The 14,761-nt window shown below is 38.7% G+C and carries 16 protein-coding genes; all 16 read right to left on the reverse strand.

Annotated elements, in window-relative coordinates; all coding sequences use genetic code 11:
- Positions 1-27: 27 nt before the first annotated feature.
- The 16 genes from HXV90_RS09945 to HXV90_RS10020 all read right to left on the reverse strand — a co-directional run bounded on the left by HXV90_RS09945 (position 28) and on the right by HXV90_RS10020 (position 14,750).
- Positions 28-1,038 carry a histidinol phosphate phosphatase domain-containing protein gene (locus tag HXV90_RS09945; RefSeq protein ID WP_269898904.1) on the reverse strand — a complete coding sequence of 337 codons (1,011 nt, stop codon included), beginning with the start codon at positions 1,036-1,038 and terminating at the stop codon, positions 28-30.
- Positions 1,035-1,820, reverse strand: coding sequence for a DeoR/GlpR family DNA-binding transcription regulator (locus HXV90_RS09950; RefSeq protein WP_048391482.1), 786 nt, complete (start codon positions 1,818-1,820; stop codon positions 1,035-1,037). The genes HXV90_RS09945 and HXV90_RS09950 overlap by 4 nt, the downstream gene beginning before the upstream one ends.
- Positions 1,817-2,818, reverse strand: coding sequence for an ABC transporter ATP-binding protein (locus HXV90_RS09955; RefSeq protein WP_054550557.1), 1,002 nt, complete (start codon positions 2,816-2,818; stop codon positions 1,817-1,819). Before HXV90_RS09955 ends, HXV90_RS09950 begins: the two co-directional genes overlap by 4 nt.
- Positions 2,815-3,600, reverse strand: a complete 786-nt coding sequence (locus HXV90_RS09960) for an ABC transporter permease (protein WP_048391486.1) — start codon at positions 3,598-3,600, stop codon at positions 2,815-2,817. The genes HXV90_RS09955 and HXV90_RS09960 overlap by 4 nt, the downstream gene beginning before the upstream one ends.
- Entirely contained in the window at positions 3,597-4,442 is an 846-nt protein-coding gene (locus HXV90_RS09965; RefSeq protein WP_196333061.1) for an ABC transporter permease, read from the reverse strand. Before HXV90_RS09965 ends, HXV90_RS09960 begins: the two co-directional genes overlap by 4 nt.
- A 71-nt stretch (positions 4,443-4,513) precedes the next feature.
- On the reverse strand, positions 4,514-5,350 hold the full coding sequence (locus tag HXV90_RS09970; protein ID WP_066036562.1) for an alkaline phosphatase family protein: 837 nt from the start codon (positions 5,348-5,350) through the stop codon (positions 4,514-4,516).
- Positions 5,340-6,428 (reverse strand): ABC transporter substrate-binding protein, encoded by a 1,089-nt coding sequence (locus tag HXV90_RS09975; protein ID WP_269898905.1) that lies wholly within the window; start codon positions 6,426-6,428, stop codon positions 5,340-5,342. The genes HXV90_RS09970 and HXV90_RS09975 overlap by 11 nt, the downstream gene beginning before the upstream one ends.
- 234 nt (positions 6,429-6,662) lie before the next feature.
- Positions 6,663-7,040, reverse strand: coding sequence for an ELKS/Rab6-interacting/CAST family protein (locus HXV90_RS09980; RefSeq protein WP_227744978.1), 378 nt, complete (start codon positions 7,038-7,040; stop codon positions 6,663-6,665).
- A gap of 150 nt (positions 7,041-7,190) precedes the next feature.
- Positions 7,191-8,564 carry a sensor histidine kinase gene (locus HXV90_RS09985; protein WP_269898906.1) on the reverse strand — a complete coding sequence of 458 codons (1,374 nt, stop codon included), beginning with the start codon at positions 8,562-8,564 and terminating at the stop codon, positions 7,191-7,193.
- Positions 8,552-9,214 carry a response regulator transcription factor gene (locus tag HXV90_RS09990; protein ID WP_115673168.1) on the reverse strand — a complete coding sequence of 221 codons (663 nt, stop codon included), beginning with the start codon at positions 9,212-9,214 and terminating at the stop codon, positions 8,552-8,554. The genes HXV90_RS09985 and HXV90_RS09990 overlap by 13 nt, the downstream gene beginning before the upstream one ends.
- Positions 9,215-9,224: 10 nt before the next feature.
- The gene (locus tag HXV90_RS09995; protein ID WP_269898907.1) at positions 9,225-9,980 is read right to left on the reverse strand and encodes a lantibiotic immunity ABC transporter MutG family permease subunit; all 756 of its coding nucleotides are present in this window, start codon (positions 9,978-9,980) and stop codon (positions 9,225-9,227) included.
- A 3-nt stretch (positions 9,981-9,983) separates the two neighbouring features.
- The gene (locus tag HXV90_RS10000; protein ID WP_269898908.1) at positions 9,984-10,712 is read right to left on the reverse strand and encodes a lantibiotic immunity ABC transporter MutE/EpiE family permease subunit; all 729 of its coding nucleotides are present in this window, start codon (positions 10,710-10,712) and stop codon (positions 9,984-9,986) included.
- Between the two features lies 1 nt (position 10,713).
- Complete coding sequence (locus HXV90_RS10005) at positions 10,714-11,421, reverse strand: lantibiotic protection ABC transporter ATP-binding protein (RefSeq protein WP_048391684.1); 708 nt, start codon at positions 11,419-11,421, stop codon at positions 10,714-10,716.
- Between the two features lie 193 nt (positions 11,422-11,614).
- The gene (locus HXV90_RS10010) at positions 11,615-12,481 is read right to left on the reverse strand and encodes a 2-oxoacid:ferredoxin oxidoreductase subunit beta (protein ID WP_004224896.1); all 867 of its coding nucleotides are present in this window, start codon (positions 12,479-12,481) and stop codon (positions 11,615-11,617) included.
- Entirely contained in the window at positions 12,481-14,220 is a 1,740-nt protein-coding gene (locus tag HXV90_RS10015; protein ID WP_269898909.1) for a 2-oxoacid:acceptor oxidoreductase subunit alpha, read from the reverse strand. The genes HXV90_RS10010 and HXV90_RS10015 overlap by 1 nt, the downstream gene beginning before the upstream one ends.
- A 263-nt stretch (positions 14,221-14,483) precedes the next feature.
- Positions 14,484-14,750 (reverse strand): stage V sporulation protein S, encoded by a 267-nt coding sequence (locus HXV90_RS10020; RefSeq protein ID WP_004224903.1) that lies wholly within the window; start codon positions 14,748-14,750, stop codon positions 14,484-14,486.
- Between the last annotated feature and the right edge of the window lie 11 nt (positions 14,751-14,761).

Raw genomic sequence — 14,761 nt, forward strand, 5'->3', positions numbered from 1 at the left:
TTGAAGCTTTAGTGCCCTTTACTCAACCTATAACGTCATCATTTTTTTCACTCTCTGTTCAAAGGAGGCAATAGCTTGAACGCCATAACCCTTTAGCAGCTCTGTATTGGCAAATGTATATTTACCTAAATCATCTGGGAAATGTGCATCAGAGGATACAGTAAAAGCAACTCCATGCTCAAGTAAGGTTTGTAAAAAACGAGGACCCGGGCACATTTCCTGTACAGGGTAACGATAATACAGCCCGGCATTGATTTCAGTGGCGGTTTCAGTAGACGTTAGTGCCTTTGCAATACGTTTATACCAAACTTCAAGAAACGCACGATCCTCCACCTGATAATTAAATACTTTAAAATTATCTAAATGGGCAACAAAATCAAATATATTGGAAAGAATCATTTTCTCTACTACTTTAAAAAAACGCTCATAATTTTGTTGTAAAGAGGGTTGATCCATTTGCTCAAAAAGATACTTTGTTTGTGGATTATCAAAGCCCCACCCATCAACAAAATGAACAGAACCAATTACATAATCCCAAGGATAACCTGCTAGCAAAGCAGTTAATTCCTCCTCACCACCAACAAAATAATCTGCCTCTATACCAAGTCTCAGTGTAATGCCATGTTGACGCCATTTTTCCTTTGCCTGCTGAATGGTCGTCACAAAAGCATCCATATTTTCTGTCATCACACGATCCAGCCAATAGCGCTGAATTTGTCCAATTTTACTTTCATCCAGCCTCATAAATCGCTCAAAATAGGCACGCGTTTCTTGAAAACGATATAAGTGATCGACAATCCCCACCTCACGTAAGCCAAGCTGCTTTGCCTGTTCGAGATATAAATCCAACCATTCCTCACTATAACAGCCATTTTTCACACGCCTTGCTAGCCGCTGTAAATGACAAGTTATTTGTTGTTTGGAGCCTTTTTCCGTTTCATCATTCGAATGAAAAAACTCCAGTGCCTGCGATGTACGCTCTAGCCAGCGAAATGAATAAGGTCCCTCTTCTAAATGTACATGATAATCAATTGTCATCCACTCTTCCCTCCATTACATATCGTCCATTTTTCCTCATACGCCTGCCATTCTAATGGACAAGTGCTTTCGCAAAGAATTTCTGTACATTCATCAAGATGACAGATTTGAAAAAATGATTTGCCATTAATTTTAGATGCATCGGCTAATAAATAACTCACTTTGCTATGCTTGAGCATTTTCTTTGAAATAAGAGATTCATCCAAATCGTAATCATAAACAATGCCCTCACTCATGCCACCACACGATAAAAAGGCCTTATCAAAATTCATATTATCTAGCATTTCTAACGTCATAGCACCTGCAACAGAAGATTGTTTTGGATTCGCCGTACCTCCTAGTAATATGACCTTGCCTGTCATGCGTCGTTCTTCTATGGCTAAATTAAATTGAATAGCTGCCGCAATTGAATTCGTTACAACCGTTATATCTTCCACAGCTAGTAAAAAATCGGCTATATGTACTGTTGTAGTACCTGTATCTACTGCAATAGTATCGCCGTCGCAAATGCGTTTTGCAGCAATACGAGCAATTTGTCTCTTTGCGTCCTTGTGCATTTGTAGCTTGCGTAAAAATACCGGTTCATTACGTACATTCGTATATTTAATAGCCCCGCCATGAACTCTTGATAATAAATGCTGTTGTTCTAATTCATCAAAGTCTCGGCGAATTGTTTCTGGTGCTACCTGAAGGGCATCGGCAATATTGGCAACAATAATTTTCCCTTCAGAATCTAATTGTTTTAAAATAAATTCAAATCTTTCCAGTTTAGCGTAAGTCATGATAGCGCAATCACATCTTCTTGTGCGACATAACACTTATAGGATTTTCCCATTTCAATCGAATACCCTTGTTGATGCAGTTGTTCCATTGTAAACGCCATTTCTCCTTCAAACGTAGTACGAATAATATTGCCGCTCATTAATGATTGTTTGGCAACCCCAAAGAGACATAAGTCCCCATCTCGTTGATCGAGATGTAACGCCTCAGGTCGTATAGCAAATTTCGTGGCTTGCTCTATTAAAGATGCTCCAAGCATTTTTTCTAAAGTTTGGCGTGGAAAAACATTATAATGACCGATAAAATTAGCAATAAATTCATTATTTGGTTTCGTATAGATTTCCGTTGGCGTACCATTTTGGGCAATGCTGCCATTATTCATGACAAATATTCTATCCGAAACAGCCATTGCCTCTTCCTGATCATGTGTAACTAGAATCATTGTCATATTTAATTTTCGCTGAATTGCTCGTAAATCTACTTGAAGTTTTTTGCGAATTTGAGCATCGAGCGCACTAAGCGGCTCATCTAATAACAGTACTTTAGGTCGGACAATTAATGCACGGGCTAGAGCAACACGCTGCTGTTGACCTCCCGATAATTCTTTCGGGTACGCATTAGCTTTCTCACTTAGATGAACAAGCGCTAGCATTTCATGAACACGCTGCTCTATATTTGCCTTATTAACTTTTTGCATACGCAAACCAAAAGCAACATTTTCGAGCACAGTCATATTAGGAAAAAGTGCATAGGATTGAAAGACCATACCCACTTGACGATCCTTCGGTTGTACGCCACTCATATTTTTTCCTTCAATCAAAATCTTACCTGCCGATGCATCTGTTAAGCCTGCAACAATACGCAAAATCGTACTCTTTCCACAGCCACTAGGACCTAATAGTGTGATAAATTCTCCTTTTTGAATTTCCATATGAATATTGGTTAAGACAGATACTTGTCCATATTTTTTATGCAGCCCTTCAATAACAAGATAACTCATAGATTTGTAGCACCTTTCGATCGTTTCGTTACGATAGCAATGACGAATGTTAAAAGACCCATTAGCACGAGATAGATGAAAACAACAGCACTAGCAATATGTCCACTTGTGCTAAGCTTTTTCATTAAATAAATTTGAACGGTTTCAAAGCGAGAACCTACAACAAGATTAATTAAGACAAACTCACCAAATAAGACAGAGAAGGATAACAATGCCCCTGCAAATAAGCCTGGATAAACGGTAGGCAGTAAAATTTTTGTGAATGCCTGCCTTTTGGATGCGCCTAGTAATTGAGCGGCATCAAGTAGCTGCCTCGCATCTATATTTCTTAAACTATTTCGTGTACCTTGATAGATATAAGGAAGAATTCCCACAACATAGGCACCTAAAACAACAAATATCATCGGTATACCTATTTGGCTATAAACGCGTATAAGCCCTACAGCTAAAATGATTCCTGGAAAAGAATACACCATCACCACTGCCATCTGTATCCATTTTTCATATCTTGGAAAGTATAGGACGATGACGAAAATGGCTGGCACAATGACAAGGAGTGCTATGCTAACTGCCCCCCCTGCTAAAAATACTGAACGACCAAATGCCTGAATAAAATCGGTATCCTGAAACAATGTGGAAAGCCATTTTAGTGTGAGTCCTTCTGGCAATATCGTTTTATTCCATTTTGTTGCAAACGCATAGAGCATTGTTGCTAACACAGGTAATAGTAAATATCCCACGAGCAGAAGGAAAAAGAAATCAGCCAAACCACGCTTTTTCATTTTACTTTCCTCCTTGTTTTAGAGATGCTCCACTCACTGATCAGCATGGCCGTCACCATTGTCACTGCTAATATAACTGCAATGGCACTGGCTAGCTCTGGCTGAGCAAAAATATCACCTTTTATTAAGGAGCCGATACGAATCGCCACTAAATTATAATTACTACTTGTTAATGCATAAGCAGAAGCATACGCACCCATAGCATTGGCGAACAATACACTAAAGGTTCCCACAATTCCTGGGAGCATAACAGGGAGACCAATTTTCATCCAAAACTGCCAGCTAGATGCACCAAGAAGAGCTGCCGCCTCCTTCCACTGTTGCTGAATTCCATCATAAATGGGATATAGCAGCATTAGTGATAATGGCAGCTGAAAGTAAATGTAAATAAGTAACAAACCGCTCCAACTGTATAATGAAAAGGATGTCAACGCCTCAATATCCCATTTGTCAAATAACAATGTAAATAAGCCACTATTGCCAAGTAAAACGATAAAAGCAAATGCTAGCGGAATACCTGAAAAATTGGAGGTTAAGTTCGTAAGTATTAAAATCTTCTCCCGTACTGGCTCTGAAAACTGCATCATGGCATAAACTGCAAACAAGGTGATAAGTAACGCAATCATAGCTGAGATAACAGATAAAGTAATACTATTTTTAAAACCTTGAAGAATGTAGTCGTTCGTAAAAATTGATTCATACTGCTTCAGAGTAAAGCCCTCACTATTTTGAAAGCTTGTAATGAGCATATATAGGAGCGGTACTAAGAAAAACAGTAATAGTAATACAAGAAAAGGCGAAAGCCAAGCAATGGATTGCCGCTTCGATATCAACACACTCACTTCTTTCTATAAATGACTTGCGGCTCATGGGGATAATAGCCGCTCCTTATAATAAGAGCGACTACTATTATTTAAACCTCTTTTGCTGTAAACACACCTTCTAACAGGAGTGGTACCATATCTTCAGCAGGCTTGATATTTAATAAATGACAGCACAGTGGTGCAACTTGTAATTGAGAAATAATGCCTTCTTTTATGCCAGCCTTTACAGCATCTGAAATGACAAATAGCGGGACATGACGATCCTCATGTGTGGTACCGCCATGATTACCATCTCTTGTCATGCCATGATCAGCCGTAACGATAACCTCATAGCCCAGCGCCATACACTTTGGAATAAACAAGGATAGTAAAGCATCCATCGCTAAAACTCGATTGCGATATTGAGCAGAATCTGCCGTAAATTTGTGACCATCATCATCAACATTCATTGGATGAATATACAGGAAATCAGGCTGCTTTTGAGCCATTAACCATGCTGCATCGGCAAATACATGACTATCTGGATAATGATCCTCAAAATAGAACATACCATTGTCAATTGGTAAATGTGTATCGAGTTGTAGCCTGTCCTCCATATGATTAAATGGCGCTCTATTATAAAGCTCACTCACCCAATAATAGGCGGAGGCTGCTGTAGTTAAACCATGCTCCTTTGCGATATGAAAGATACTTTGCCCTTTCGATAAACGCACTGTCATATTGCTGGTAACGCCATGTACAATAGGGGGTGTACCTGTTAAAATCGTCTCATACAATGGTCTTGATAAAGAAGGCACCTCTGAGCAAACCTTATAGCGAGCAGCTACCTGACGCTCGACTAAATGGTGCAAGAACCCCATATGTGTGCAGGCTGTGTCAAAGCGCAAGGCATCGATAACAATGAGAACCACTTTGTTATTTTGCATGGATTAACACCTGCTCTTGATAGAGTTGAGGGATTTGCTTTGTTGTATCTTCCCATTTCTTTTGGTCTTTAACAGGTTGTGCATTCGTATACATATCAGCAGGTAATAGTAAATCTTTTACATCCTGTGGTAATTTCACTCCGTCCCGAATTGGACGCGCATAGCCTTTTGCTAAATTTTCTTGACCTGCATCAGATAAAATATATTCACGTGCTAGCATGGCAGCATGTGGGTTTTTGGCATATTTATTAATTACCGTTGCATAACCAGAAGTGACAGATCCCTCCCTAGGTATCACTACATCAAAGCGGTCCTCATCAATTTGATGACGATAACCTAATGCATTAAAGTCCCATAAGATCGCAACATCTATTTCACCTTTTTCTAGGTTTGCTACTGATGGATCTCCCTGTAGACGTCCTTGCTTCGCTAATTCAGCAAAGAAATCTATACCTGGCTGGATGTTGGACTCATCTCCACCAAATGCCATAGCCGCTGCTAAGATGGCAAACTGTGCTTGGTTAGCTGTTAATGCATCCCCAATACTTACTGTGTAATCTCCATTTTTCAGGTCTTCCCATGATGTTGGAGCATTCTTCACATTATTTTTATCTGTCAAAAAAGAAATGGTTCCTGTATAGCCAACAATCCAATGTCCTTCATCATCTTTAGCCCAATCAGGTATTTCATCCCAATAAGACGTTTTGTATGGTAATGTTAAGCCCTTGTCCTTAGCGATTGGTCCAAAAGCAATCCCGACATCTCCAATATCTGCCGTAGCATCATCCTTCTCTGCTTCAAACTTCGCTAACTCCTCTGCACTCGACATGTCCGTATCCTTGTGTTTGATGCTATATTCGGTCCCGAGTTCCTCCCAGGTTTCTACCCAGTTCGCCCATGTATCTGGCATACCGACAGAATTAACAGTGCCCTCTTCCTTTGCTTTTTCTGTAATGTCCTCAAGCGATAAATCCTTGTTTACCTCATTTGCACTAGATGAACTGTCAGAACAAGCTGCCAACATGGAAATAGCTAATGCACCAATTAGACCTTTTTTCCACAGTTTTTGAATTGCCATGTGTTGGACCCTCCATTTGTTTTGCTTTATTTTTATTTGCTTACAAACGTTATGTTATAAAACAAACATTAAGCAAGTATGGAGGTGTTTAGAATATTTAGTAAAAATTATTGAGGAATTATAAATATCTATGAATTTAATGAATAAATGAAGTAGGCTTGTAAAGCTAGCGGGGGAAGATAAGAAAAATCTAAGTATGTGTACGTTTGCTTTACAGACGTACACATACTTAGATTATTTGGAGAGACCTAAAAAATCAGCATATGTATGCGGCTCATTTTCCTTGAGAATTGTTAAAAATGTAAATGCCAATTGCACAACTGACCACCATCTCATATTGTAGGACATTTCAAAACGAGAGGGCTCTAATGAAAAGACATCTTGAAAAATATCTAACGGTTCTATTTGCTCATCCTTTAAAATGGATAGAAAGCCAAGAAATAACGTATGATCTTTAACCTCAATCAATTTGTCCTCTACAAGAGCATCAATATTTTCAGGGTGTTGAAAATTACATTGTGTAGCTACATAACGTTCTAAATCTTGAGCACGCTTTCGGTCTTCACGTTCCTTTTTTTTTGCAATAAAATCAATGACGTTATTCACGTACATCGCCTCTTTTTTTCTTTTATTGTAGCATTTTTTTAAAGAATATTGCCTGCACCGCCCCCTACAATTTTTACATGAAACCTTTAATTGTGCTTTTACTTGCGGTTGATCGCTAAATACTAGCGAATCCAATAAAAAAAAGACATCTTATAATTAAGACGTCGCAATGGTGATTATCACTTTTCCTCCTCCCGTTATGGAATCATTAGCCAACGTTAGTGTTCCACCATGTTTTTGAATGATGGACTCGACAATATAAAGACCCATGCCATGATGATTTGCTGTATTTCTACTTGGATCTCCCCGATAAAATTGCTTTGTGGCTTCCTTTACATCTTGCGGTGAAAAACCAGCACCGCTATCTATCACAGTAAAATGAATAACATCTGCCTCTCCCTGAACAGATAATGTGACTTTGCTATTATATGGCGTGTGCTCTATAGCATTGACAATCAAATTTAATAAAGCCCGATAAAAAAGCTCCTCCTCTATCATAAAGACATCAGGCAGTTTATCCTTTTCTACACTAACTTCAATATTTTTTTCTAAAGCAAGTGCCTTCATTTGCTGTTCTAGCTGTTGAATAAATGAAGCCATCTCTACAGTTGTTTTTACACCACCAACACTTTGCTCCATATTGGAAATATCTAATAATTGCTTTGTGAATTTTTCAATTTCTAGTGTATTTTTTAATATATAAGTGTTGTATTCTTTTTGTACTTCATCTTGAACAGTATCCAATAAAAGTTCCGCATTTCCTCGAATAATCGTAAGAGGTGTTTTCAAATCATGGGCAAGGGCAGAAATTTGTTCTCTGCGCGCGCGCTCTGCCTGCCATTGTTGTGTCAATGAAGTATTTAATGCTTCCTTCATCTGCTCAAAGGAAAGTGCAATATCATCAATTTCTCGAATCCCAGATGGTTTTAAATGAAAATCTAAATTTTGATGTTGGATTTTTTCAATGGCTTCTTGTAAGCCCATCATTTTTCGTTTAAGTCTTCTGCCGAAATGCACAGCAAGCACCGTTGCCTGTATGATAACGCCCATAATAAACAATAGTAAAACCGTTAATTGAGGATTAGGTAAATATTTTCTCATAACAGGTGTGCGATACTCAGGGACTAAACCATAGCGTAAAATGCACACTTCCTGTTCTCGCTCAACGAACGCATAAAATCGAGCATTACTTTTCGTCTCTCCCTTCTGCTTTAAACGCCATGCATGGGAAGCCTCTTTTTCTGTTAAAGTACCAGAAAGAAATTCACCCTTATTAGAAATCACTGCGTAGTCTACAAGATCAGGGATCATCTCGTCCGTTACCGAGCTGCTTGTAGCAATTCTGTCTTTTGCTAAAGTGATTTGTGTCTCTGCATAATTTGCAGGTAAAATAATATTAGCTGAAAAGGCAAACATAAATAGACCTATTAATAGTGCAACTAAAATAATGATGCCAATGCAAAGAAAAAATAAATATCTCAAGAAAAATGTATGCAGACGTGTTCCTTTCCTCGGTTTTACGGTTTCCACTTATAGCCAATCCCCCAAACCGTATCAATGACCTCTATATCAAATGCATGTAGCTTTGAACGAATATTTTTAATATGCTCTGTTATTGCTGTACTGTCACTTTTGCCATCAAATCCAAAAATTGTTTCGTATATCTGCTCTTTTGAGAAAACCTGCCCACGATGCCGTGCTAAAAATTCACATATTTCATACTCACTTTTAGTTAGCAGGACGCGCTCATTCTGAACAAACAGTTCTTTACCAGAAAGATTAAAGTGAACTTTATCGCTATAAAGGATGCTCCGCTTTTCTCTGCTTTCCCGTCGGATATGCGCATTCACCCTTGCTCGTAGCTCTCCAATGCCAAATGGTTTAATCAAATAATCATCTGCGCCTAGGCCTAAACCATACATCACATCTTCTTCTAAGGATTTAGCTGTAAGAAAAAGAATAGGGCAATCTACAGCGTGCCTAATTTGCCCACACAATGTAAAGCCATCCATAATAGGCATCATCACATCAAGCAAAATTAAATCAAAGGAACCTAAATCCATCTTGCCTACTTCTGTCGGTTTAGACACAATGGTTACCAAGTGATTATCTTTATAAAGTGCATTTTTTATCAGCATTAAAATATCCACTTCATCATCCACTACTAATATATTTGCCATAATTCACCCTCTAATTTTCAGATGCTCTACCTTCCCATCTCCAAAACCATAAACAAGACAGCGTAAAAGTCAATAGGATACCCCCTAAGCACGCCATTATGCCCGTCTGGATACTTGTTTCGAGCAATGTTAAATTTGTTCCTGTCGATGATAAAATCCATAAAGAAACAAAATGACCGCTCCATCCATAAGGTAAAAAGGGCCAAATACGATCCCCTAAGCCTGTAAGCAATAGGGCGACCAGCAGAGCTTCTACAATACCTAAACCAATCGAAGCGCCTTTACCAAAATGGAAGCTTACAAATAAATGTAACATATAGAAAATCACATGACTGCCGAATAGAATACAAGCAGCCATACTATAAAATGAATAGCCCAAATCTACTTCATGTAATAGTTCTCTAAAGCCAAAACTAAAAATAGCTATAGATAGAAAGATGGCTCCAAAGCTAAACAATAATAATAAGATAAGCTTGCTCATATATGTCTTTATTTTTATGTTTGTTGTAGCTAGCATACCTTGGAAACGACCAGCGTTTGCTTCCTGCTCAGATGCCATAGCACATACTAATCCTATTATAATTGGTAGTCCACAAGCCAGCCCCTGAAAATAGGCAGTTACTTTTCCTTGAAAATTCCATGGCGAATAGGAGTAGTAGGCTAAAAATAGCCCAGAAATAGCAAGGGGGACAAGTATATGTGTCAGCAAAAAAGGTGTCCGTTTTGTTTTAAGGCATTCCACTCTTAATAATCGTAACATGTCCATCCGCTATTTCGCCTCCCTTTTTGTGAACCACTTCGCCGTAAGAAAGCTAATCATCATAAACCAAGCTAATGCTATCAGTAAGCCTGGAAGTATAACGCCTTTATCCAATAAAGGACTACCTTGTGGTACTAATAGACCATTTGGTAATATGCCAAGTGTCGAACATAACAAACGAGGACCAATCGCAAATGGATAGTAATACCACATTTCCCCATCTGCAAAGGCAACAATCCCTACGATATTGGCTACTACATTGAGTAAGATGGTCAAATAGGTACCTAGTTTAGCTGCTAAGAAAAGACATAAAGGTATTTGCCACAAAAACGTCAGGAAAATAACAAAAGTACTTAGTAAACTGCTGGCTATTGGTAAACTATGACCAAATAGCAAGCCTCCAGCCGTAATTCCTCCAAAGAAAATAATCGTAATCAGAAAAAGCCATATGCTTGATGTTACTATTTTTCCTAGCCAAATCCTTTTAAGATCAAGTGGTAAGGCAAGAATACTATGGTATTTTATTTTTTTATCCTTTTCGATCACTAAGGCACAGCAAATCGTCAGTGCACCTGGCAGAAGCATCGTATACCACCAGTTATAAGCTCCTGTTTGAAAATATTCACCTCCCATAAGTACAGCGCTTATAAGTAAGGTTATAAGTGGCGTAAGCCAAAGTAATTTGGGAATAAAAGTTCGCTTCCATTTGAATTGTTCCGCTTTCATAATGGCTATCATGCTAGTAACCCACCTTTCTATTGGTGGCAACAACCTGCATGAATAGTGATTCTAATTCCTGACCTTGCGGTGCTGGTCCCTGATAGCCAAGCTTGCCATCAGCAATAATGCCAATGTCATCCACAACCTGTTCCACCTCTGACAAAATATGACTAGATAAAATCACAGTGATGCCTTGCTCTGGAAATGAGCGAATAAGCTGACGAAGCTCCTGTATACCAATAGGATCAAGTCCATTTGTAGGTTCATCTAAAATTAACAGCTTTGGCTTGTTTAGCAGCGCAATCGCTATACCTAATCGTTGCTTCATTCCTAAGGAAAACTGCCCCGCCCGTTTTTTTCCTGTATTCGTTAAATCTACAATTTTTAATACTTCTTCAATACGACTTTGCGGTAGACCTAATGCTATCGTGCGAACTTGTAAATTTTCCGTTGCTGTTAAATTATCATACAGGGGAGGTGTTTCAATTAACACGCCGATGTCCTGTAAATCATTTCGTGTCCATGTATGTCCATTAAAAATGATATTCCCAGCATCTGGTCGTAACATACCTGTCATCATCTTTAATGTTGTGGATTTCCCCGCTCCGTTTGGTCCAAGTAAACCGTAGACCGTATTACGTTGGACTTCTAACGCTACATTATCCACAATTTTTTGCCCTTTAAACGACTTATTAAGATTTTCTGTCTTTAATATCAAATCTTTCATCATTAGTCATCCTCCTTTCGATGACCTTAGTGTAAGAAACAATTATAAGGATTTTATAAGGATTCAATATCAAAATACTCGCGGTAGCTATGCGTTTACCCGCGATAGATCACTAAATACTCGCGATTCTTTCATCAAGCATAAAAAAAGCATTTGGAATGACTTCATTCCAAATGCTTCGATCCTATCAATTTTACATAAATTCTTTTACTAAATCATTAAAATCATTTTCGCTCATTTTGATATCGATATCTGTTAATGGTAACTCAGAGTAGCCAGGTACTTTTTCTTGATACGACGTTGTTTCAGTATCATGATAAATAATGCCTGTTACTAAGCCCTCGTGTTCCATCACTGTACGCATTGCCATACCACGATCTGAGTGATCATAACCTTCAACATCTGCTAATTTTGTTAAATTTTCTTTAAACCAATCATATGTGTTCACTTTGTTATACGTTACACAAGGTGAAAAGACATTGATAAATGAGAAACCTTTATGGTTAATACCAGCTTCAATTAGTGCTGTTAATTCTTTAATATCTGTAGAGAAGCCCTGCGCCACAAATGTTGCACCACTTGTTAACGCTACCTCTAATGGTTTCAATGATGGCTCAATCGCTCCACCTGGTGTAGATTTTGTAATAAATCCAGCAGCTGAACGTGGAGATGTTTGACCTTTTGTTAAACCATAAATTTGGTTATCCATTACAATATAAGTTATATCAATATTACGGCGGATGGCATGAATTGTATGCCCCATACCAATAGCAAATCCATCACCATCACCACCAGAAGCGATAACATGTAAATCACGATTAGCCATTTTTAATCCCTGTGCAATCGGAAGTGCACGGCCATGAATACCATGGAATCCATAAGAATTGATATATCCTGAAATTCGACCTGAACAACCAATTCCTGAAATGACAGCAAGTTCATTTGGTTCAATGCCGACATTTGCAGCAGCACGTTGGATAGCTGCTTGTACTGAGAAGTCTCCACAGCCTGGGCACCAGTTTGGTTTCACTGTATTACGAAAATCCTTAAATGTTGCCATTAGCGAGTCAACTCCTTCACACGATTTTCTAATTCACCTGGCAAGAATGGTGTACCGTTATATTTAGTGATTGTCACGATTTTATCGTGACCACCAACATTCATTTTCATAATATTAGCTAATTGACCTGTATAGTTATTTTCTACAACGATCACCTTTTTCGCTTGTGCAACAAGAGGTGCTATTTCTGCAGATGGGAATGGGTGAATTAATCGAATATGTGCATGATTCACTTTCATTCCTTGCGCATTCAGTCGCTCTTGCACTTCTTCAATAGCACCTCTTGTTGAGTTAAAGCCTACTAATAAAATATCGGCTTCCTCATGTGGTGCATTGACAAAGACTGGGTTATCAAATTTCAAACTCTCTAATTTACGGAAGCGTTTATCCATTTGAGTTTGGCGATTACCTGTTGCCTCAGATGGCTTCCCTGTTTCATCATGTTCAACACCTGTAACGTGATGAATACCATGCAATGTACCTGGTAAGACACGAGGTGAAATGCCATCTTCTGTATCTTCGTAACGCTTGAAGTAGGCTTTATCTGCCGCTTCCTCAAGATCATCCATCACAATTTTACCGCGACGAATTTCAATTTTATTATAATCAAATGGCTCAACAGATTGTTTACCTAGAGATAATTGTAGATCTGTCATTAAGATTACTGGTAATTGTAATTCCTCTGCAATGTTAAATGCTTGGATCGTATCAAAGAAAGCTTCCTCCATTGTAGAAGGTGCAATGACTACTTTAGGAATTTCTCCATGAGTACCGTAAAGCATAGCCATCAAGTCAGATTGTTCTTGCTTAGTTGGTAACCCAGTTGAAGGGCCTCCACGTTGTGTATCAACTACTACTAAAGGTTGCTCTGTCATACCTGAAAGACCAATTGCTTCCATCATTAATGAAAGACCAGGACCAGCAGAAGCGGTAAAGGAACGTACACCGCCAAAATTAGCGCCAATAGCCATTGTTGCTGCTGCAATCTCATCTTCCGTTTGGATGACCGTTCCACCGAATTTCGGCAATTTTTTAATCAAGTATTCCATAATTTCAGACGCTGGTGTAATTGGGTATGCTGCCATAAAGCGTGTCCCAGCAGCTAATGCACCAAGTGCTATCGCATCGTTCCCAATCATAAACATACGACGTTTACCATCTGCAGGTGCAAGCTCCCATTCGCCTATACGATCAACTAACAGCTCATTCATAATTTGACGACCACGTGTAATGGCTTCCATATTTTTTTGTACGACTTCTTCGCCCTTTTTACCAAAAATATCATCGACAACATTTTGGAATACTGCGTCTTCTAGGTTTAGCAATGATGCAGTTGCGCCGATAGCCACCATGTTTTTCATTAACGAAGTACCAAGCTCTGCTGCTACTTCTGTAAACGGTACTGCAAATAATGGTGCTTTTGAATCCTCTGGTTTAACAGGATCAAATTTTGCATCGGCTAAAATAATACCCTTTTCTGTAAGCTCTTTATAATTGACATCAATTGTTTCTTGATCGAATGCCACTAAAATATCTAAATCATCCGCAATTGAACGTACTTCTGTTGGACGAACTGTAATTTTATTATTCGTATGGCCACCTTTAATTCGAGAAGAGAAGTGACGATAACCGTATAGGAAATAACCTAGACGATTCATTGCCATTGAGAAAATCTCACCTGTACTCTCAATCCCTTCACCCTGTTGCCCACCGACTTTCCATGAAAGCTGATGTAACATGTCAACAACTCCTTAAATCCAATGTGTACTATTATTTTTCCTTCATAAGTTTAACACGAAGAAACCGTCTGGACTATTGTTTCTCCACGATTTAGGCGAAAATCAGACCTTTGACTGAAAATCCTGTTCATAAAGTTGTAATTTTCAAATCTAAGCAAAATCACGCCCCTATTTCAAGTGACATCTATCATATGTAAAACAGGAAAACGAAAAAATGCTCCGCCACCATATTATGTGACAGAGCATTTTACTTCATTACTTTTTTATCGAATACGTTTTTCCACTAGCAGCTTTAATGCTGTTCGTTCTTCTCCAGCAATCAAAATATCGGCAAACGCCGGCGCGCAAATTAAATCTGTGCCACTTGGCGCTACAAATCCGCGTGCAATGGCCACTGCTTTCACGGCTTGGTTAAGTGCACCTGCCCCAACTGCTTGCATTTCTGCCTGCCCTTTTTCTCTGATTACCGCGACTAATGCACCTGCAACTGAATTTGGATTAGAGCGTGATGATACTTTTAATGAATCCACAATTATTCCTC

The sequence above is a fragment of the Lysinibacillus sp. JK80 genome, assembly GCF_027557635.1.
Classification (GTDB): Bacteria; Bacillota; Bacilli; order Bacillales_A; family Planococcaceae; genus Lysinibacillus; species Lysinibacillus capsici.